A 20,057-nucleotide genomic window follows, 5' to 3' on the forward strand; every position below is an offset into this window, starting at 1 on the left:
CAAAAGGTGCACGAATGAGCTTAGACGTGAAAAATGTAGAAATAAAGCCTATTGAGGGCTATAAATACTTACACATTGTGAGTATGCTTTTCGTTACTACACTTTTAATATCCAGTATATTATCGATGAAAGTAGTCACCCTCGGCTTTTTAGATGCACCAGCCGGTATCATTACTTTCCCAATTGCATTTATTTCTGGTGATATTCTAGCAGAAGTATATGGGTTTAAGATTACACGCAGAGTGATTTGGACAGGTCTTTTTTGTCAATTATTAATGAGTGTTATGTTTTTGATCGGTGAAGCCCTGCCTTATCCTGAATACTGGGAGCTTCAGAGTGAATTTTCAGCAATCGTAGGCTTTGTGCCTAGAGTTGTGGCCGGAGGGATGATTGCCTATTTTATTGGTGAGTACCTGAATGCCATGGTAATGTCGAAAATGAAAATATGGGATCAAGGAAAACGCTTTTGGCGAAGGGCCCTGTTTTCTTCCTTTATAGGGCAAGGACTAAACTCTATAGTATTTACCCTGGTGGCTTTTTATGGAATTTATTCGATTAATCAACTATTTATTATGATTGGTTCGGGCATATTGACAAAAATGGTTTACGAAATTATCGCCTTGCCACTCACAAATTATGCTACCAAATGGCTAAAGCGAAACGAAGGAGTGGATGTATTTGATTATGGCGAAGAATATAGACTGATAGGCGCTAAGAAAACCAATTAAAAGTTGGCTAAGCTTACTAAATCAATAGCTCATTAATTCTAGGAATCACTTTTTCAATGAGGTGAGCCTTGTCAAACACTTCAACTTTCAAGTCTGGGTTCAAGCTTATATCCTTAGCATCAGCACCAGTAATTATTAGAAATTTATCGGTTTTAAACTTGCCAGATTTGCTAAGTATTGAAGCCAACTCAGTACCTGATAATGTAGGCATATTCTGATCGGAGATAATTAAATCATACTTTTTTTTCTCTATAAGTAACAATGCATGGTCTCCGTCTTGAGCCTCATCAATTTCAATTTCACCATCGACCAACATACTCAGAAAGTCTGCAGTTGTTTTACGCATGTCTTCATGGTCATCAATGATCAAAACGCTTTTCATAAATCTAAATATATGATTGTATAGGGTAACAGTATGAAAGTTAAATGAGGAGAAAGGTCCTGTATCATAATCTTAAATATACTCACGTATATGATTGTGCTCAGGTTTGTGTTAGTTGAGGTTTGGAAAGATACAATCAATCCTTGATAAATCAAGAAGGTAAAGTTTAAAGATTTATTACAACTTCAGTGTTTATCTCTTACAATAAAACGATTTGTGCTTTAATTCTATACTGCTAGAGGTTGGTCTAATTGATTGGTGACCAATTGAATAAAGTAAGGATTATGAAGATACTCCCATATAAAAGAAATAAGATAAAAAAGAGAGGTGAAATTAATCCACCTCTCCGAACTTCTCACCTCCACACATTCTTACCACTTTAGGGGTAAAAGTGCCAAGCACTTCTACTAAATCGGTCTGATGTGCCATTACCTCATGTATGTTTTTATATACTTGAGGTGCCTCATCCAAACCTGAGCCAATAAGTGTTACTCCTGCTTTTTTGATGTGCTTCTTCACTTCCTTTTTAGAAAGTGTTTGCTTGGCTCGGGTTCTAGAAAGTATCCTTCCAGCTCCATGCGAAGCTGAATTGATGGATTCCACATTACCTTTGCCTTTTACAATAAAGCCAGGGGAGGTCATCGAGCCGGGGATAATCCCCAAAACTCCTTCACCCGCAGGAGTAGCTCCTTTTCTGTGTACAATGACTTCATTTCCATCTAAATCTTGCTCTTTCCAGGCAAAGTTGTGGTGGTTTTCAATCATTGCCAGTGGCTTTTCTCCCAAAGCAGCGGTCAGTCTTTCATGAATTTGATGGTGACAAGCCGAAGCGTAATCACCAGCCAAATTCATGGCCAACCAGTATTCCTGCCCAGCTTCTGTGGCTAAATCCAACCATGCCAAATGTTTGGCTTCTCCCGGTAACTTGGTCATATCCATGGCCAGCTTGGTGTAATGTCTCGCGATATTCGCACCAAGTCCCCTCGATCCCGAGTGAGAAAGTACCGAAAGGTATTTGCCAATTGGCAGGTTAAATTCATTGTCACTATTCAGGATTTCAGCAATACCCAATTCCACAAAGTGATTGCCACCTCCTGAAGAACCAATTTGCATCCAAGCCCTGTCTTTCAATGATTTCAGAATTTTGATTTCATCGAAAAGTGAGCTTTCAAGCACCGCATGATCCTTCGGTCTCTTAAAAACCGCCTGACCAAATTTGGTGTTCTCCAAAAGCATGTTCTTCAAAGCTTCAATACTTTGATGGGCAAAAGCAGGAGGAATATCATAAATAGTCATACACATTCTACATCCGATATCGACACCGACAGCATAAGGAATTACTGCATTGTTTGTGGCCAATACCCCACCAATCGGTAATCCATAGCCTTGGTGCGCATCGGGCATTAAGGCTCCATGCTTGGTTACTGGCAGCTTCATTGCAATCTCCATTTGGTTGATTGCGCCCTGCTCAATCCCCTCTGCACCATATATACTATAAGGTATGCGCTTTTCTCTCAAAGCTAAAGTTTCATTGTGCTCTGTTTTAATGATTAAAGCCATTGCCACAGGGCCAAGTACTTCATGCTTTAAATAAAGACCAGGGTTTCCAACCACTTTCTTTAAAGCAGCTTTCTTATGTAGAATGGATTTTCCCTTGAAATGCTCTTCCAGTACCTTCATGGCTTCACCAATGGCTCTGCCTTCAGGAAACCCGAGCTTTCTCAAGTCTTTTCCAGTTAATTTTCTCGTTGCCATAATTTCCAACGGTTTTTAATTCTCTTGTACTTATTTCTCTTAATATGCTTTTTCAGTTCATCCACATTGTCATTGTCGAATGAAGCGAAAAGACCTTTTCGGTAGTGTTGAATGGCTTCTTTATAATTGCCAAGCGCCTCTTCAACCATCCCGATTTCTTCATGTACAAAGGCTTTATCAATGCTATCTACCTTGATTGCTTTCTTCATAAGCATCTTAATTCCTTCGTATTTTTTATGATCCAGATAGAGCATAGCGAGTTCTTCATATACCTCTTTATAATCTGGTTTAAAACGTAAGGCCAATTGATAATGCCTTTCGGCCAATGCCAGATTAATATGATGATAATGATACATGTCACCAAGTTTAGCGTGTAATTTTGGGTAGCCTGGTTCTTCCATCAGCCCGTTTTCATACAGTCTTTTGGCTTCCTCATAGCGTCCATCATACATGGCATCTTCTGCCAACTGAATCACATTTTCGATGTATTCTTCGTAAATGTCCATTGTGTTTAAATTCAGAGGGCAGGGGATACCTGCCCTCAGGTTTTTAGTTTATTCATAATCAAATTCTAATAGCGAATCTATTTAAATCCACCCCCTTCAGCGGGGGGAAGCAGGCATTGTCGGTTTTACCGAAACGTTTTACTCACCTCTACCGCTGTCCTCCCTTGGGGGAGGTTGGAGGGGAATTTTTCACCTAGAGAAAATCTCCTTCAATTGATCTACCACTTGGTTACCACCAGAGAGTGAGATGTTGTTGATCTTATCCGCGATCTTTTCAACATATTCCATCTCTTTCAACTTGAACAACATTTCGTTGTCTTCCATCAATTTAGCGGTGTTCAACAAGCTTCTGGTAGAAGCCGTTTCTTCCCTTCTGGTGATTACGTTGGCTTGCGCTTGCTTTTGAGCTATCAATACTTGGTTCATGATGTTTCTTAATTCTCCAGAAAGGATGATGTCCTTGACACCACAGTCTCTGATTTCAATTCCCAATGTATCGGCTTTGCTCTTCAAGAATCCTTTTACATGTTCCGCAATAGCAGATTTTTGTTCTAGTAATTCATCAAGCGAGTAGTTACCAATGTATTCCCTTAAGGCCATCTGCATCAATACATAGAGCTGCTTATCAGCATCTTTGTTATCGATGAGGTATTTTTCAATATCAGCCACCTTGTATTGGCAGTTGAAGTTGATTCGCAAGCCAGCTTTGTCGCTGGTCAAGATTTCCTGACCAGAAATTTCCATCTGCAATTGCCTCATGTCAGCTTTTAGCACAGTAACGGCAGTGGTGTTTTTCCAGAAGTAGTAGATGCCTTTGTCTAATACTTTGTCAAATTTTCCATCCACCATCAAAAGGCCTTTTTCATAAGATTCAACCACAAATACTCTGAGGTATTTTAGCACTTCGGTAGTGGTAAGTATCGCCCTGCTGATGTCCTGAGTGATATTGAAGTCACTCAAGTCAACTCTGGTAAACGTGTGTTCTACAAGCCCTTTCCAGAAAGCGTATTTTCCTACAGTTAGTACTGATTTAAATCTACCGTCAGCGTATTGAATTACAATCTCATTGTCCTTCACATCTACTACCATTAACATAGAAGCTAGCGTTGTGTCTTTCAAAAGAAGGTTCAAGTCTTTTGAAGTGTAGAATTGATCGGTAAGGCTATATACCATTACGGTTTCCGATAGCGATATCCAGGTTGTGCCCGCAGTGATCACTCTTCGGTAATCGCCATTTTTGAAAACCAAACCGACTTTTCCTTCGTTGATTCGTACTCTTTTCATTTTCAAATTGGTTGTGAGGTTGCCCCCTGTTAAACATATATTTATCGCTATTGGCCAAATAGTTTTTTTCTTAAGAAAGGGGAGAGGGCAAACCTTTTGTCGAAAACGGGAGCTCCATTGAGTCTGAATTCACCAATGAGTTTTTGAAAGTTTGAATCATGAGTGGAGAAATTATCTTCTTTTCAATCATCTCTTTTTCAGAAAGTCATCAGTTGCATCAGGCGGTATCCTGTTGCCCTGGTCTTTTTCAAAATGCTCCATAGTTCTCCCTAAGGTTACTATGGGATTTGCCCGACACCCCCCTTTCAGGTGTCACCGTTTTTTAAGAAGTCGGTACTTCTGAAATCAATAGAACCAAAATCTATCGCGTTTAACCACTCCGCCATCCCTTATTCAGGGAGTGGGATTCGAACCCACATGATTGATGTGTCACTCTAACCACTGAGTTATCTCGAATGTATCGAGAGAGGGATTCGAACCCTCGTCCTACACGTTATGGTGGGATTTTCACCAAATAATAAGCAGCATACCGTGGCCTACTGGCTCGGTACTATGAGGGCTCTACTGAAACCCACATCAGGTCTTATACCCGATGGTCATCCCGTGGAAATGGTAGGATTCGAACCTACTCAGCCTTAGGCATCGGTTTTACAGACCGATATAACTCTCCTGCTTTATCGCATTTCCATATAGTTTATTCATTCATCGTTTAGGCGACCTATGGCCATAAAAAAAGCCCGACCTTATACAGATCGGGCTTTTCAATGCCGTGAGTACGGTATTGTCAAGTCATAATTCCCCGATCTTTTTGCAAAAGATATATTTTACCTGCTCCAGAGTCATAATGACTCAGGTTATCCATAGGTGAGATCCACATGTTTAATCCTTCTATTTTCTTCTGCATATTCAAACCTTTTTAAAACAAAAAACCCGAACCAAATGGCCCGGGTTTCGATATTTCGTTGTGTTGAAATTAACGTATATTCCCAAGCCTAATTACATCACTATCAAAGCCAAATAATGCTTCCATTGGCTGTGCTATAAGGATATGTGAGTAATTGCTTTTCATTTTCTTTTCTGTGCTGCAAATGTACTGAAATTGATTTCTGATATCCAAATAAAATTTTTTGTTCATTTGTTTTTACGGCTTAAATTAATTATTTAAGTGTCTGTATATCAGCACTATGTCCTTAAAATAAAAAATTGAAAATTGACTTGGGATATGTCCGCTTTCATAAATTAAATTGAATAAACGGTTTTACGGGTTTACGGAATGTTCATTCAATTTTTCGCCTGAACTCTTTATTACTTGGTCATATCTAATAGCACTTTTCCGCTTCTTCCTGGAGCTTCCATATGCTCAATGGCTTTGGCGATTTCATCAATACCATAATAAGCCTCAACATCTGCTTTTAATTCTTGCTTGGTTAGCATAGTCAATACTTCAGGAATAATGGTGGAACGCTGTTCTCTGGTCAAGCTGGCCATCCATGTACTTAGCCAAAAGCCTTTGATGGTCAAGTTTTTGAAAATCAAAAGTCCTGAATTCAGCGGAATAGGCTGAAGGCTCAATAGTCCGTAAACAAACATTTTTCCATTGGTTTGCATGGCATTCAATACCTTGTCGCCAAGCTCTCCACCCACGGCATCAAAAGCGGCTTTCACCATTACACCCTCGGTTGCAGCTTTTACAGTTTTATAGATGTTTTCTGTTTTTTCATTGATAATGGCTTTAGCTCCCAAATCGAGTAAAGCTTGCTTTTGCTCATCGCTGCGTACTGTGCCTACTACATTGATTCCACGTTGCGAAGCCAATTGAATGACAAATTTGCTGAAAGCTGAGTTGGCCGCTGTTAACATTAGCCAATCTCCTGCTTGTAAATCGGCTTCCATGAGCATGCCATAAGCGGTAAATGGATTTACAAAGGCTTGACAAGCTACATCATCGCTCATGGTCTGTGGTTTTGGAATGGCAGTTTTGGCTGGGATACAAACATACTCTGCCCAAACACCCGAACCTGTGAAAATCACGCCCGTACCCAATGGCATTTCTACGCCTGCACCACAAGCATCTACCGTTCCGGTACCTTCAAAACCGCCAATTTGAGGTAATTCTGGTCTGATGCCATACTTGCCCTGAATAAACATAATATCGGCAGGAATAATATTCGCCTTGGTAACTTTTACTCGAATCTCGCCTTCGGCTGGTTCCGGTTTTGGGAGTTGAACGACTTTAAGTACTTCGGTGGGTAGGCCTAGGGTGGTAAATTGGACTGCTTTCATGATTTTTCTATTTATTTGAAAAGACTGCTTCGTTCCTCGCAGTGACGAAAGGTAAATACTCGTCATGCATAACAAATTAAATTATTTATCTTGGCTATGCATAACAATAGCTGAAAAACCCATGCAGATATCTGAGAAATTTGAATTAAAAGGAAAAGTTGCCATTATCACAGGTGCCAGTAAGGGCATCGGAAAATACATTGCAATGGCTTTGGCACAACAAGGCGCAACGGTTGTGGTGTCGAGCAGAAAGTTAGAAGCGGTGGCCGAAGTAGCTGAAGAATTTAAATCGAAAGGTTTGGAAGCGGTGGCTTTTCCTTGTCATATGGGGGATGATGAACAAATTAAAGCTTTGGTGGACAGTACCATTAAAAACCTAGGCGGTATCGACATTATTGTGAACAATGCGGCTGCCAATCCAGTATTTGGACCTGTGCAAGAAGCTGGTGATGACGCTTTTGACAAAATTATGGACGTGAATGTAAAAGGCCCTCTCAATTTGGCCAAATACGCTTACGAAAGTATGAAGAGTCGCGGGGGCGGTTCTGTCATCAATATTTCTAGTATCGAAGGAATTACCCCTGGGCATGGTTTGGGACTGTACTCTGTCAGTAAAGCGGCTTTGATTCAACTGACCAAGGTTTTGGCTAGGGAATGGGGCCGAGACAGTATCCGTGCAAATGCGATTTGTCCGGGACTGATTGATACCAAGTTCAGCGAAGCACTTACCAGTAATGAAAAGATTATGAAAGTGGTGATGATGAAACAAGCCTTGCCTATGCTCGCCCAACCAGAAGATATCGCGGGACTAGCGCTGTTCTTGGCTTCTGATGCCTCCAAGTTTGTTACTGGTGCTGTGATTTCAGCCGATGGAGGGTATACGGTTTAGTTAATTAGTATATTGGTTATTAGTTATAAGTGTTGAAAATCAATCAATTTCATGGATACTTTTCTTGCTGAACTTGTGCCTTTTATAGGTGGAGTGGTTAGGTTCTTATTTTTGTCTCTATTTAAAAAGCAGTCTTTCAAATCATTTTATAATTCTGAAAGAAAGTATCACAGTTTATATAATTGGATTGTTGGGATACTTACTCTTGTAGCCATACTTCTGATAATTAAGTTGATTGTATAGTTGTCAATCCTCTTGGGTATCTCCTAAACCTCCTTCGTTATCTCAATAGCATTTTTGATGATAGCGCAGCCTCGTTGGATATCTGCTTCTGAAATGGTGAGGGGTGGGGCTAAGCGGAAGCTTTCTGGGCAAGAGAGAAACCAAAAAGTGATCAGCCCATCTTCTAAACATTGATTTACGATTCTGGCTACGCGTTCCGCACTTTTAAATTCTACCGCGAACATCAAACCGATTCTGCGGATTTCGATAATATCAGGGTGACCGATCAATGATTCAATCAACTGACCTTTCTTTTCCACGCCTTCAATCAGATTTTCATTTTCAATCACTTCAAGGTTGGCCACCGCAGCAGCGCAGTTAACAGGGTGTCCGCCAAAGGTGGTAATGTGGCCTAAAACTGGATTGAAAGTGAGCTGCTGCATATTCGCTTTGGAAGAAATAAAAGCACCCATTGGCATTCCACCACCCATGGCTTTGGCAATCGTCAATATATCGGGAATCACATCAAACTGCTGAAAAGCAAAGAGGGAACCCGTACGTCCGTAACCCGTTTGTATTTCGTCAAAAATTAAAAGCGCACCAGTTTCTGTACATCTTTGGCGTAATGCTTTCAAATAAGCTTTGGAAGGAATGCGTACTCCCGCATCGCCTTGAATAGGCTCAATTATAACACAGGCTGTTGCTTCTGTAATCTGTGCTAAATCTTCAACATTATTGAACTCAATAAAGTAAACATCGGGCAATAGAGGTCTGAAAGCGTATTTTTTCATTTCATTACCCGAAACGCTCAGCGCGCCATGTGTGCCACCATGATACGATTTTTTGCAAGAAATAATCTGAGTTCTGCCTGTTACTCGCTTGGCTAGTTTCAATGCTCCTTCATTGGCTTCGGCTCCAGAATTAACAAAATAACTAGTGCTAAGTTGCTCAGGAAGGAGTGAAGCGAGCTTTTCAGCCAATCGGTTTTGTGCACTTTGGATAAACTCACCATAAGCCATTACGTGCATGTATTTGTCAAGTTGATCCTTGATGGCTTTCACCACATGCGGATGACGGTGGCCAATATTAGAGACCGCAATGCCTGAAATAAAATCGAGGTATTCCTTTCCATCCGTATCGAAAATGCTCGTGCCTTCCGCACGCGCCACTTCTACCTTAAGTGGATAAGGGGTAGTTTGTGCTACGTGATTAAGGAATATGCGCTCAGAATCCATGTGCGAAAGTAAGCAGTAATCGTTTAAACTAAAACAGTAGATGAACGCATCTGCTTTATGTGAATACAAATTGATTGGCTGATTCTACTTCCGTTTGAACGGATTATCGCAGAAAGCACTAATTTTGAGCAATGTTAATTAAGGAGGGTGATTTTAACCGTAATGAGCGATGGGTGCTGGCTGGCATGCTGGTGTTACTGCTTTGTGCTCTGTTTGTTAACCTTGGTATTTATCCGCTTTATTTAGAAGAACCCAGACGCGGTTTGATTGCCTTGGAAATGATGTTTCAAGATAACCTTTGGGTACCTACGCAAACGGGAGATTTATACTATAGGAAACCACCATTTTACAATTGGCTGATCATCCTTTCCTATCAAATTTTTGGTGGCTATTCAGAGTTTGCCACTCGCCTTGTTTCTGTGCTGTCAGCCTTGGTTACGGGGGTAGTGATTTACAGATTCTTCAAATTTAGATTGGGGAAGAGACTGGCAGTTTATGCTGCTTTAAGCTATGTAGCTTGCGTAGATATACTCTTCTATTTCAGTATGATAGGAGAGATAGATTTATTTTATGCTTTAATTACTTTTTTAGTTTTTGTTTCAATCTATCATTTCGGAAAACTAGAACAGTATTGGCCTTTGTTCTTATTCGCTTACCTACTTACCGCTATAGGTTTCTTGACCAAAGGACTTACTTCATTGCCGTTTCTGGCTATATCATTATTGGTATTCTTTATTTATGAGAAGAAGTTTAAGGTGCTGTTCTCTATTCAGCACATTGTGTCAATTTTGGCCTTCTTTATTGTATTAGCGGGTTATTTCTATGCGTACTCGCTTCATGAAGATCCAAGTGGTTGGTACACCACACTTTTCTCAGAGTCAGCAGATAAGGCAGTTGGAGGTGGTTTTTCAGCTTTATTAAAACACATTGCTCTTTTTCCGTTGACCACAATGGCCAACCTGCTACCAGTTACCTTATTCATTCCAGTTCTTTTTATTAGGAAGGTAAGAGGAATGCTGATGTCAAATCGGTTGATGGTATTTTTGGTATTGTTATTTGTGGCCAATTTTGTGGTGTATTGGTTTTCGGCCGAAGCCAAATCGAGGTATTTGTACCCGTTATTCCCCTTAATAATCGCAATTGTGTTGTATGGTATTCAAAAAACAGATGCCATTTGGCTGCGAAAATACGCTAAAGTGATCACTGTTTTTTTGGTGTCGGTAGCTACGTTGACTTTTCCAGCCATGCTTTTTGTGAAGGAACTCGAAGTAGTGGACCACTTGCTATTCATTGTTATAGGTTTGGAACTGTTGGTGGTTCTACTGTGGTGGTTGTACCTTAAAAAGGGAATTGAAGCCTATATGATTATTATAGGCGTACTGTTGGTACTGCGCTTGGGTTATTCGTTTACTGTGCCTGTAACGCGTCAAAAAACCACGGGAGCTGCCGAAGACAAAGCTTTAGGGTTAAGAATTGCTGAAACCACCAAAGGAGAGCCTTTGTACAGATTGGGCGATGTGCGAATGTCGCTTACGATTGTTTATTACTTGGAAGCAGAACGAGAAGCCGTTTTATACCAAACCGATGAACTGAAGGAGGGCTACTATTTTGTGTATACCGATGATTTGCCTGAAACGGGCTATTCCCTAATTGAAGAGTTTCATTACCACAACGAACCGATCTATTTGATTCGAATGGACATAAATGAATAAATGGTAGACATACTAACCATAATGAACGCTTAAGTTTAAAATAGTGATGAATTTCCTGCCCAAAGGGAAGTAGTAAGGGGATTGTCAAAGAAAACACACTTTATAGTTTACTAGCGAAGAATACCTCAAAAGGCTATATGTCGGGCTTATTGGGTTACGCTAATGGGATAAGTAATGTAGGACAATCTATCTGATGTTAGAGGAGAGTCTACCTGAGACCTATCAGAGCTCGCTTTGATAAGTCCTCGGTTAAAATCACTTCTGAATTTTATTGTAGCGATTGAAGTTGTGAAGTTGGCTGTGAGAGTGGTCTTTATATCTAGAATTTCCATTTCTCCATATTCTACAGTCCAATTAACAACTTCATTTATGTTATTTCCTTTCTGCGTACTGCTGATTTTAAATGCATAGGTATATGTTTCTCCTGGAGTTACAGTTTTAGGTCCATCAAGACATATACCTATACCGGTTAGGCTTAAATAACAGTCAGTTGCACCTTCAAATTCATTGCTAATTTGAATTTCCTCCTGGTTAATTTGAGTTTCATCATCACATGAGAAAGTTAAAACTAGGGCTAAGGCAATTAGGGTTTTAAGTGAGGCTTTCATCTTGAAGGTGTTTAGTTATATGTTTTAATTTGTAGTAATAACTAGATTCTTTATAAAGGTTACACTTTATGAAACTCCTTTTATTAAGTTAGGGATCTTTTTAAAACAATAGAAAAGTTGTTATGTAGTGAGATAACATTTCACCGTCATCCTTTTGAAAATTAACTTTGACGGAGAGTGAAGTTACCCGTTTAGAAGAGTAGTAGGGACTTTAAATTAGCATGAATACTTCTTAAACTGGGCGAGGTGCACATATGGTTTATTACCTAGAAGCGGTTTTATACCAAAAAGATGAACTGAGCTACTATTTTGTGTATAGCGATGATTTGCCTAAGACGGGCTATTCCCTAATTGAAGAGTTTCATTACCACAACGAACCCATTTATTTGATTCGAAAGAACAGATGATAAATCTATGCTGCCATTTTTTTCAATTTCAGCATGTTGATTTTCTCTTTCAGCACCATAGGATCGTAAGGCTTTAAAAGCACATCCATTTCCGTGTCTTTCATGCTGTCCATACCTGTAAGGTAAATTACGTGGCTCTGACTGCCTGCCGATTTAATCTTTTCTACCACCTCAATACCACACATATCGGGTAACTGAACATCCATGAGAATCAGCTCATAGTTGGTTTTTTCAGCCAAAAGAAGTGCCTCTGTGCCATTGGTAGAAAGGTCGAAATTTAGATTCCATTTTTTTGCAAAAATAGAAAGCAGCTTTAAGTTCAACGGGTTATCGTCTACAATAAGAACTTTGAAATCAGTGTGGTTAGGTGCAGTATTCATGTATCAAAACTCTACATTAGTCAGCACGTTTTTAGAGAGTTTCGATGAATGGTAAATATCAGTCGATGAAAATAGTAATAGAAAAGATAAAGGCGACTGGGACAATTAAATGCCCACAAGTCGCCTAAACAACACAGCCTATGCTTTTTTATACTTGTTCAGTACCTTACCCAATACAAGGTCTTTATCGAGCTTTTTAGTACAGAAGAACCAATCCTTACAATCAATATCGCTGTCTTCCATTCTGTCTTTTGCTGTTCCGCAAGAGCCAGCAGGGCCAATAATTACATCGTTACCAGGATACCAATCTGCCGGTGTTGCCACTCCAAATTCATCTGCGGTTTGTAAAGCGATAATCACCCTGTACAGTTCTTCAAAATTTCTTCCCAAGCTAAGCGGGTAATAAATAATTGTTCTTATGATTCCTTTTGGATCGATAAAGAAAACGGCCCTAACTGCTTTTGTCGAGTCTTCATTGGGTTGAATCATTCCGTATTTCTTTGCAACATCCATTGTGATGTCTTCTATCAAAGGAAAGTTCACTTCTACGTTCTTCATTCCCTTGTATTCTATCTTTTCTTTGATGGTGCGTAACCAAGCAATATGGCTGTATAAACCATCAATAGATAAACCAACCAGTTTACAATTGGCTTCTGCAAACTTATCTTCCATAGTAGCGAAAGTCATAAATTCCGAAGTACATACAGGGGTAAAGTCTGCTGGGTGGCTAAATAAGATTACCCAATTTCCTGCATAATCCGCAGGGAAATTGATTTCGCCTTGCGTAGTGACAGCTTTAAACTCTGGTGCGGCATCGCCAATTCTTGGCATGCTAATCATTTCTTGCTCTTGAATCTGTTCCATAATTTTTTCTGTAAGATTATGGAGGAAAGGTAGCGAGGTAGATTATAATTATTTGTGACTATTGTTACACAGGAGCGAGTCAATTCATAGGAACTGCTCACAACTTACGATAAGCAGAATGGGGGAGATGACTCTAGTTATGGTCTTTTTATTATGAATTTGAAATCACCTTTTCTACACGCTCACTGGTATCGAGTTTGGAAAGGGTTAAACGCACTATACTGTCTTGCAGGGCGGTTAAATCATGAGGAATATTAGCCTCCAAGGTGATGATATCCCCCTTTTTTAATGGATACACACTGCCTTGTACACCGAAATCTATTTGACCATCGATAATATGCACAATGATGGGAAAAGGAGCTTTATGCTCTTTCATCATTTGTCCTTGTTTTAATAGAATTCTAATTTCTTTGGAAAAGGAAGTTTCCAAAAGGACTTTAGTCACGATCTTCTTTTCGTTAAAGTCTAAGTTTTCATTAAAGGACTCAATTTTCATATTGGGGTGGGTTTTTGGTGGTGGGGAAGATGCTTTTGTTTAGTTGATTTTGAGAGATTTAATAGGTTATAGAAGTAGCGTGTTGAATTAAAGGTTTGAAGCTTTCAAAACCTCACGGAGTAATCTATTTTTTAGAATCACCGAAGTCAATTTGAGTTTGATTGCTTAATTCATCTCTTTCTCGTTTGATTCTTTTTGAATGGTTTGTTTCGATTCTTTGGTCAGAATTTAAAAATGTACTTACTAATACGACTGAATATGTCTGATTCTCAATTTCACCTATTTCGTTTATTTTTCTCTCGATCTCTAGCTCACAGACTATTTGGCTACCATTCTGAAAAGGTATAGCGTCAGAAACTACCTGTTGTTTGAATTCGTGATCCTTCATGTAAAAGGAAATGGTCTCATTAGTTTTCATGTAGATTCCACGCCATTTATATTTCCCTATTTTCAGTACTGGGGAAATAATTTCAATTACAGCTTGGTCGTCAAATTCAGGTGCAAGGTGGTCAGATTGTAAAATGAATTTATCGAAGTCTGCTTTTTCGACTATCGAAGTAGTACCCTTTTCGTCTTTATCTTTAAATGCAGTAGTCTCGATTTTATAAACCTTAGGATATTGATTTAGCCTGCTATAAAAATTCGAGCGATACTTAACAACTTTAATATCGAAATTGAAAATTGCAACAGCAGTTCGGACAAGTTCTTCGTTTGGTTCATCTTCTTTTACTTGTTCTAAGTCTATTTTTAATTTTTCTATTTCAAGTTTGATTTTTTCCTTTTCTAGAGCTTCCATTTCGAAGTCTCTTGTTGCATGGTGAGATAGAACTGTTATGATAACTCCTGCTACGATACCCGCTAAAAACTTATTCTTCTTTCCTTTTTTAGCTACGAGTTTGAAAAACTCTCTTAGTCCACCCTCTTCAAAGGCAAAAGACTCAAGCTCGAAATCAATTTCAAGTTCTTCTGCGATTCTTTCAATTAGTTGTAGAAGTTCCTTTTCAGTGCTGTTACGAACCAATGCGTTCATACTATGTGAATCATTCTCTAAAAAGTAATGAAGCTCTATTCTGTCAAAATCCGGTTTATAATAGTAGTGCATTGTCTATTTCAAATTGCAGGTAACGTTGAATAACGTTCACCATCATGACCGTTATATTTCCAAAATTGTACAAAAAGTAAGCGTTAGTTACCAAATATGGTGTGCTATACGCAGCTTTTAACCAGCTATAAGTTTAGTGAAATTATCTTATAAAACAGTAATATATACTGTTCTTGATGTTTATAAAGTGAGAAAGTCTGCGTTAACCGTCATTGCGAACCTGCCGCTGTTCTTCGAAGTGATGACGTTTACGTGAAGCAATCTTAATGTTGGATTGTAGTACTAGAGATTGCTTCGTCATAAGCTTTTGCTGTCGCAACGCTTATTTCTCGCAGTGACGCTTCGATTGAGGGTTTGCGGTTAGGAGCGGTTACGATGAAGTGAATCAATCTCAATTTCATATTACAGAAACTGCTGTCTAGAGACTGCTTTGTTAAAGCCCATAGCTACCGCATGGACTACGTCTCACAGTGACGGCCAATTTTGTCGTCATTGCGAACCTGCCGCAGTTCTTCGAAGTGATGACGTTTACGTGAAGCAATCTTAATGTTGGATTGTAGTACTAGAGATTGCTTCGTCATAAGCTTTTGCTATCGCAACGCTTATTTCTCGCAATGGCGCTTCGATTGAGGGTTTTAAGTAGCAGGTAGGTTATCTTCACAAAAAAAGACCTGTCAGGTTTTAAATCTGACAGGTCTGGAATGCTTTTTAGTTCTCTTTACTTCTTCTTGGCTCTTGTAGTTTTTTTCTTTGGAGCGGCCTTTTCTATTTCGGCTTTGGCTTGTTCTAGCGTCATGTCGGTAACATCTACGTTTTTAGCAAGCTCAACCTTGGTTTTTCCTTTAATGATGTTGTGCCGTCCCCAACGGGCTTTCTCTACCCTGATTCCGGCATCTTCCCAGTTATGAACCACCTTGTCAATTTCCTTCTGGATTTTATCTTCAATCAATTCAACAATGTCATTATCAGATAAATTATCCCAGTCGTACTTCTTGTTGACATTGATAAACATATCGTTCCATTTGATAAATGGCCCAAAACGCCCTTTCCCTTTCTGAACAGGCAATCCTTTGTAAGTATAAATAGGGGCGTCCGCGTCCAGTTTTTCCTTAATGTACGAGATGGCTTCATCCAATTCAACATCCAAAGGATCAACACCTTTTGGCAATGAAACAAAACTATCCTCATACTTTACATAAGGCCCAAAACGCCCAATGGCGGCAATAATTTCTTTGTCCTTGTACATGCCTACCGTGCGTGGTAGTTTAAACAAGTCGAGCGCTTCTTCAAACGTAATGCTTTCGATAAACTGGCCTTTTCTAAGGCTGGCATATTTTGGTTTTTCGGCTGATTCATCGTCAGGGTCGGCCTCTCCAATTTGAGCCATAGGCCCAAATTTACCCATACGAACGATCAAGGGTTTTCCACTCTCTGGATCGATACCCAATTCGCGAGATGAGCTAATGTCTGACCTGTTCAGCTGTTCAGTGTCTTCTACTTTTTGGTGGAAATCTCCGTAAAAGGCCGCAATCATCTTTGGCCATTCCTGCTTACCACTAGCAATTTCATCAAATTGCTCTTCTACCTTAGCCGTAAAAGAAAAATCGATCACATTCGGGAAATGCTCTACCAAAAAGTCATTTACAATCATGGCCATATTGGTAGGGAAGAGCTTCATTTTTTCGGCTCCAGTAATTTCTGTCCTGGTTTTTACTTTGATGTTATCGTTCGCTAAAACCAATTCCTGGTAATTTCTTTCTACGCCCTCACGGTTTTCCTTCACTACATATTCTCTTTTTTGAATAGTAGAAATAGTAGGGGCATAAGTAGACGGACGACCAATACCCATTTCTTCTAACTGCTTTACCAAACTGGCTTCTGTAAACCTGGCCGCATGACGAGAAAAACCTTCTTTGGCTGTCATATGACTTAGTTCCAAAGTTTGACCTACTGTTAATGGAGGCAGCATTCCTTTGGCTTCGTTGGTGCCATCTTCATCGTCTGTCGATTCGATGTAAACTTTTAAGAAGCCTTCAAATTTGATTACTTCACCATAAGCAGAAAGGGTTTCTTTTCGGGTAGAAATGGCAATTGAAGCCGTAGTTTTTTCCAATTGAGCATCGGCCATTTGTGAGGCAATGGCGCGTTTCCAAATCAGGTCGTAAAGCCTTTGTTCGTCATAATTTGCGCCAGCGGTGTGCGTAGCAAAGTTCGTTGGGCGAATAGCTTCGTGGGCCTCTTGGGCCGATTGCGACTTGGTTTTGAATTTTCTGGTTTCTACGAATTCTTTACCATAGGCAGAAGAAATTTCACCTACAGCGCTTTTTATCGCATCATCAGAAAGGTTCAATGAATCTGTTCTCATGTATGAGATCTTACCTGCCTCATATAGCTTTTGTGCTAACGACATGGTTCGCGACACCGAATAGCCGAGCTTTCTACTGGCTTCTTGCTGAAGTGTAGAAGTAGTAAATGGAGGCGCTGGTGAACGCTTGGCTGGTTTTTTCTGTAAGTCTAGAATTGAATATTTCGCACCTACACAACCTTTTAAAAATTCGTGGGCTTCGTTTTCGCTATTGAATTTTGAAGGAAGTTCAGCTTTTAATTCAACGCCATCGCCTAAGTTGAAAATGGCGGTTATTTTATAAGAAGAAACCGGGGTGAACTGTTCTATTTCACGCTCTCTTTCTACCACCATGCGCACAGCAACCGATTGCACACGACCGGCAGAAAGGCCACGTTTTATTTTTTTCCAAAGCACTGGCGATAGCTCAAAACCCACGAGTCGGTCAAGGATTCTACGGGCCTGTTGCGCATCTACTAAATCAATGTCAATTGTTCTGGGGTTGTCAATTGCCTTTTGAATAGCGGTTTTAGTAATTTCACGAAAAACGATACGTTTCGTGTTATCATCTTTAAGTTTTAGGGCTTCTTTTAAGTGCCAGCTAATGGCCTCTCCTTCGCGGTCATCATCACTCGCTAGATAGATCATTTGCGATTCTTTGACCAATTTCTTCAAGGTTTTTATCACCTCTTTTTTGTCGGCCGTTACCTCGTAAGTTGGCTTAAAACCATTGGCTATGTCTATGGCTTTATTACCTTTAGGTAAGTCACGTATATGTCCATAACTTGATACAACTTTGTAATCTTTTCCAAGGAAACCTTCGATGGTTTTGGCCTTCGCTGGGGACTCTACAATGACTAGATTTTTAGACATAAATTGGTGATTTTTTAATTTTGACCGCGCCAAAGATGGGCATAAATGTTTCAAAAAAACAAACGAAACCATTTTTACCCTACATGTATTTATATGAAGAAGGTAAAAAACACGTTGTAGCAACCGTAACTAAGGAGGAGGAAGAATGGTTAAGAATCTTTTATTAATTAGACATGCCGATGCGCAAATGCCGCAAAGAAACGAGCGTGATTTCGAAAGAAGGTTAAGTGAGAAAGGGAAAAGTGAATCGGCTTTGTTGGGCGAGTACTTGCAAAGACTTCCTTTTAAAATAGATACTATATATACTAGTCCATCGGTGCGCACTTTACAAACCTGTGCCGAAATCATACAGCAGTTAGAAATTTCGCCACGCATAATATCGTCTGAAGAATACTATGAAGCCACCCGTAATGTGATGATGGCGGCTGTAAACCGAGTAGATAATATTTTTCAAAATGTGGCGATTTTGGCTCATAATCCATCCATTAGCCATTTGTACGAATACCTTACTGGCGACTCGCAAGGAGGCTTTGTAACGGCAGGATGCGCGTGGCTTCAAGTGTCGGCAGATCAATGGGAAGAAGTGTCGGGAGGAATGGCCGAAACCAAAGATTACTACTATCCTGGAATGAACTCGAAGTAAGTTTTTTTATTTTGTTTTAGTGCGTTTAAAATGAAGACCTCATATTTGTGCAAAAATTATATTAAATGGCTTCATTGGGTAGACACATCATTGTCGAGTATTACAACTGCTCATCAGAAATTTTAAACGATGTAGTACACATCGAAAAAAGTATGGAAGGCGCTGCGGAAGATGCAGGTGCAACCATTATTAATTCTACGTTCCATCATTTTTCGCCCTATGGCGTATCGGGTGTTGTGGTTATTCAAGAAAGCCATTTGGCTATTCATACTTGGCCAGAATACGGTTATGCTTCAGTAGATATTTTTACTTGTGGCGATACCGTAAATCCTTGGGTAGCTTATCAAATTCTTAAAGAAAAATTTGAAGCCGGGCATGGTTCGGCCGTTGAGTTATTAAGAGGAGAGAAGGCGCTTTTGAAAGAAAGAGATTTCGATATAAAGGCCATGCGCGATGAAAAAAGCAGCGAAGAAGGCAGTCCAATCCGTACCAGAGATGTATGGTTTACGGAACGTGACGATAAAATAGCGCTTTCTTTAAAGCATGATGGAAAGCTTTACGATGTACAGTCTGATTTTCAGAAAGTAGAAGTATATAAAACACAGGCTTACGGTAACCTACTTACTTTGGACGGCATGGTAATGACCAGCGAAAAAGATGAGTATGTGTACCACGAAATGATTACACACATTCCTACTTTAACACACCCTAAGCCAAAAAGAGCTTTGGTGATTGGTGGTGGAGATGGGGGTACTGCCCGCGAATTATTGCGCCACGATGGCTACGATGAAGTAGTAATGGTAGAAATTGACGACAAAGTAATTGAGGCTTGCAAAGAGCATTTACCGGGCATCGCTTCGGCTTTCGATAATCCAAAATTGAACCTGATTGTAGATGACGGAATCAAATATGTGAAAGATGCTGCAGATGGTTCTTTCGATATTGTAATTGTAGACTCTACCGATCCGGTTGGGCCTGCAGAAGGTTTGTTTACGGTTGAATTCTACAAAGAAGTGTACCGTATTTTGAGCGATGACGGAATTATGGTTACGCAAAGTGAATCCCCTCGATTCAACAGCAAAGTATTCAGAGAAATTTACCAAGTGTACCGTTCTATTTTCGGACAAGATCAAGTGCATTGCTACTTGGCTTACATCCCGACTTATCCAACGGGTATGTGGTCGTTCTCTTATTCTTCTAAAGGAAAAGCACATCCATTAAAGGATTTCAACGCAGAGGAGAGCAAGGCTTTTGCTAAAAAGCATGGTTTGAAATATTATAACGAAGGCATTCACCAAGCTGCCTTTGCTTTGCCTAGTTTTGTAGCTGAAATGATCAGTTAAT

Annotated in this window: 17 protein-coding genes and 2 tRNA genes; 5 read left to right on the forward strand and 14 right to left on the reverse strand. The window is 39.8% G+C overall.

The features are described 5' to 3' along the window. Positions 1-14: 14 nt before the first annotated feature. Positions 15-728 carry a queuosine precursor transporter gene (locus MB14_RS12360; protein ID WP_062592006.1) on the forward strand — a complete coding sequence of 238 codons (714 nt, stop codon included), beginning with the start codon at positions 15-17 and terminating at the stop codon, positions 726-728. A 16-nt stretch (positions 729-744) separates the two neighbouring features. Here the strand turns inward: MB14_RS12360 and MB14_RS12365 are convergent, their stop codons facing one another. The 7 genes from MB14_RS12365 to MB14_RS12385 form a co-directional block, all read right to left on the reverse strand. Beyond that, complete coding sequence (locus MB14_RS12365; RefSeq protein ID WP_062592008.1) at positions 745-1,110, reverse strand: response regulator; 366 nt, start codon at positions 1,108-1,110, stop codon at positions 745-747. A 333-nt stretch (positions 1,111-1,443) separates the two neighbouring features. Then, positions 1,444-2,865, reverse strand: coding sequence for an RtcB family protein (locus MB14_RS12370; RefSeq protein ID WP_062592009.1), 1,422 nt, complete (start codon positions 2,863-2,865; stop codon positions 1,444-1,446). Next, the gene (locus MB14_RS12375) at positions 2,847-3,371 is read right to left on the reverse strand and encodes a tetratricopeptide repeat protein (RefSeq protein ID WP_062592011.1); all 525 of its coding nucleotides are present in this window, start codon (positions 3,369-3,371) and stop codon (positions 2,847-2,849) included. The genes MB14_RS12370 and MB14_RS12375 overlap by 19 nt, the downstream gene beginning before the upstream one ends. Before the next feature lie 189 nt (positions 3,372-3,560). Continuing rightward, positions 3,561-4,655 carry a slipin family protein gene (locus MB14_RS12380; protein WP_062592013.1) on the reverse strand — a complete coding sequence of 365 codons (1,095 nt, stop codon included), beginning with the start codon at positions 4,653-4,655 and terminating at the stop codon, positions 3,561-3,563. A 392-nt stretch (positions 4,656-5,047) separates the two neighbouring features. Then, positions 5,048-5,110: transfer RNA gene (locus MB14_RS18970), tRNA-OTHER, on the reverse strand. 149 nt (positions 5,111-5,259) lie between these two features. Then, positions 5,260-5,342, reverse strand: a tRNA-Tyr gene (locus MB14_RS18975). 618 nt (positions 5,343-5,960) lie between these two features. Beyond that, positions 5,961-6,938, reverse strand: coding sequence for a zinc-dependent alcohol dehydrogenase family protein (locus tag MB14_RS12385; protein ID WP_062592016.1), 978 nt, complete (start codon positions 6,936-6,938; stop codon positions 5,961-5,963). 121 nt (positions 6,939-7,059) lie between these two features. Between MB14_RS12385 and MB14_RS12390 the strand changes: the two genes are divergently transcribed. Then, positions 7,060-7,827 (forward strand): glucose 1-dehydrogenase, encoded by a 768-nt coding sequence (locus MB14_RS12390; RefSeq protein ID WP_062592018.1) that lies wholly within the window; start codon positions 7,060-7,062, stop codon positions 7,825-7,827. Positions 7,828-8,093: 266 nt separating this feature from the next. On the opposite strand, the gene MB14_RS12400 is transcribed toward MB14_RS12390, so the two are convergent. Further along, positions 8,094-9,284, reverse strand: coding sequence for an aspartate aminotransferase family protein (locus tag MB14_RS12400; protein ID WP_062592022.1), 1,191 nt, complete (start codon positions 9,282-9,284; stop codon positions 8,094-8,096). A gap of 131 nt (positions 9,285-9,415) precedes the next feature. Between MB14_RS12400 and MB14_RS12405 the strand changes: the two genes are divergently transcribed. Next, positions 9,416-10,996, forward strand: coding sequence for an ArnT family glycosyltransferase (locus tag MB14_RS12405; RefSeq protein WP_062592024.1), 1,581 nt, complete (start codon positions 9,416-9,418; stop codon positions 10,994-10,996). 146 nt (positions 10,997-11,142) lie between these two features. On the opposite strand, the gene MB14_RS12410 is transcribed toward MB14_RS12405, so the two are convergent. From MB14_RS12410 to topA, 6 genes are all read right to left on the reverse strand, one after another. Further along, entirely contained in the window at positions 11,143-11,604 is a 462-nt protein-coding gene (locus tag MB14_RS12410) for a hypothetical protein (protein WP_062592026.1), read from the reverse strand. Positions 11,605-12,016: 412 nt separating this feature from the next. After that, positions 12,017-12,391, reverse strand: coding sequence for a response regulator (locus tag MB14_RS12415; RefSeq protein WP_062592029.1), 375 nt, complete (start codon positions 12,389-12,391; stop codon positions 12,017-12,019). 138 nt (positions 12,392-12,529) lie between these two features. Continuing rightward, entirely contained in the window at positions 12,530-13,255 is a 726-nt protein-coding gene (locus MB14_RS12420; protein WP_062592031.1) for a peroxiredoxin, read from the reverse strand. A 151-nt stretch (positions 13,256-13,406) separates the two neighbouring features. After that, on the reverse strand, positions 13,407-13,751 hold the full coding sequence (locus MB14_RS12425) for a cupin domain-containing protein (protein WP_062592033.1): 345 nt from the start codon (positions 13,749-13,751) through the stop codon (positions 13,407-13,409). Positions 13,752-13,875: 124 nt separating this feature from the next. After that, the gene (locus MB14_RS12430; RefSeq protein ID WP_062592034.1) at positions 13,876-14,853 is read right to left on the reverse strand and encodes a hypothetical protein; all 978 of its coding nucleotides are present in this window, start codon (positions 14,851-14,853) and stop codon (positions 13,876-13,878) included. A 718-nt stretch (positions 14,854-15,571) separates the two neighbouring features. Beyond that, on the reverse strand, positions 15,572-18,070 hold the full coding sequence (topA, locus tag MB14_RS12435) for a type I DNA topoisomerase (protein ID WP_062592036.1): 2,499 nt from the start codon (positions 18,068-18,070) through the stop codon (positions 15,572-15,574). 145 nt (positions 18,071-18,215) lie between these two features. Between topA and MB14_RS12440 the strand changes: the two genes are divergently transcribed. Further along, positions 18,216-18,713 carry a SixA phosphatase family protein gene (locus tag MB14_RS12440; RefSeq protein WP_062592038.1) on the forward strand — a complete coding sequence of 166 codons (498 nt, stop codon included), beginning with the start codon at positions 18,216-18,218 and terminating at the stop codon, positions 18,711-18,713. A gap of 65 nt (positions 18,714-18,778) precedes the next feature. Continuing rightward, on the forward strand, positions 18,779-20,056 hold the full coding sequence (gene speE / locus MB14_RS12445) for a polyamine aminopropyltransferase (protein WP_062592041.1): 1,278 nt from the start codon (positions 18,779-18,781) through the stop codon (positions 20,054-20,056). Position 20,057 lies beyond the last annotated feature (1 nt).

The sequence above is a fragment of the Roseivirga ehrenbergii genome (assembly GCF_001593005.1).
GTDB lineage: Bacteria > Bacteroidota > Bacteroidia > Cytophagales > Cyclobacteriaceae > Roseivirga > Roseivirga ehrenbergii.

What these genes read in the sequence shown, in the direction of transcription:
- MB14_RS12365 (WP_062592008.1), bottom strand. Translation starts at nt 1,110, where the DNA reads ATGAAAAGCGTTTTGATCATTGATGACCATGAAGACATGCGTAAAACA.
- MB14_RS12410 (WP_062592026.1), bottom strand. Translation starts at nt 11,604, where the DNA reads ATGAAAGCCTCACTTAAAACCCTAATTGCCTTAGCCCTAGTTTTAACT.
- MB14_RS12425 (WP_062592033.1), bottom strand. Translation starts at nt 13,751, where the DNA reads ATGAAAATTGAGTCCTTTAATGAAAACTTAGACTTTAACGAAAAGAAG.
- MB14_RS12405 (WP_062592024.1), top strand. Translation starts at nt 9,416, where the DNA reads ATGTTAATTAAGGAGGGTGATTTTAACCGTAATGAGCGATGGGTGCTG.
- MB14_RS12375 (WP_062592011.1), bottom strand. Translation starts at nt 3,371, where the DNA reads ATGGACATTTACGAAGAATACATCGAAAATGTGATTCAGTTGGCAGAA.
- MB14_RS12415 (WP_062592029.1), bottom strand. Translation starts at nt 12,391, where the DNA reads ATGAATACTGCACCTAACCACACTGATTTCAAAGTTCTTATTGTAGAC.
- MB14_RS12390 (WP_062592018.1), top strand. Translation starts at nt 7,060, where the DNA reads ATGCAGATATCTGAGAAATTTGAATTAAAAGGAAAAGTTGCCATTATC.
- MB14_RS12430 (WP_062592034.1), bottom strand. Translation starts at nt 14,853, where the DNA reads ATGCACTACTATTATAAACCGGATTTTGACAGAATAGAGCTTCATTAC.
- topA (WP_062592036.1), bottom strand. Translation starts at nt 18,070, where the DNA reads ATGTCTAAAAATCTAGTCATTGTAGAGTCCCCAGCGAAGGCCAAAACC.
- MB14_RS12420 (WP_062592031.1), bottom strand. Translation starts at nt 13,255, where the DNA reads ATGGAACAGATTCAAGAGCAAGAAATGATTAGCATGCCAAGAATTGGC.
- MB14_RS12400 (WP_062592022.1), bottom strand. Translation starts at nt 9,284, where the DNA reads ATGGATTCTGAGCGCATATTCCTTAATCACGTAGCACAAACTACCCCT.
- speE (WP_062592041.1), top strand. Translation starts at nt 18,779, where the DNA reads ATGGCTTCATTGGGTAGACACATCATTGTCGAGTATTACAACTGCTCA.
- MB14_RS12370 (WP_062592009.1), bottom strand. Translation starts at nt 2,865, where the DNA reads ATGGCAACGAGAAAATTAACTGGAAAAGACTTGAGAAAGCTCGGGTTT.
- MB14_RS12380 (WP_062592013.1), bottom strand. Translation starts at nt 4,655, where the DNA reads ATGAAAAGAGTACGAATCAACGAAGGAAAAGTCGGTTTGGTTTTCAAA.
- MB14_RS12440 (WP_062592038.1), top strand. Translation starts at nt 18,216, where the DNA reads ATGGTTAAGAATCTTTTATTAATTAGACATGCCGATGCGCAAATGCCG.
- MB14_RS12360 (WP_062592006.1), top strand. Translation starts at nt 15, where the DNA reads ATGAGCTTAGACGTGAAAAATGTAGAAATAAAGCCTATTGAGGGCTAT.
- MB14_RS12385 (WP_062592016.1), bottom strand. Translation starts at nt 6,938, where the DNA reads ATGAAAGCAGTCCAATTTACCACCCTAGGCCTACCCACCGAAGTACTT.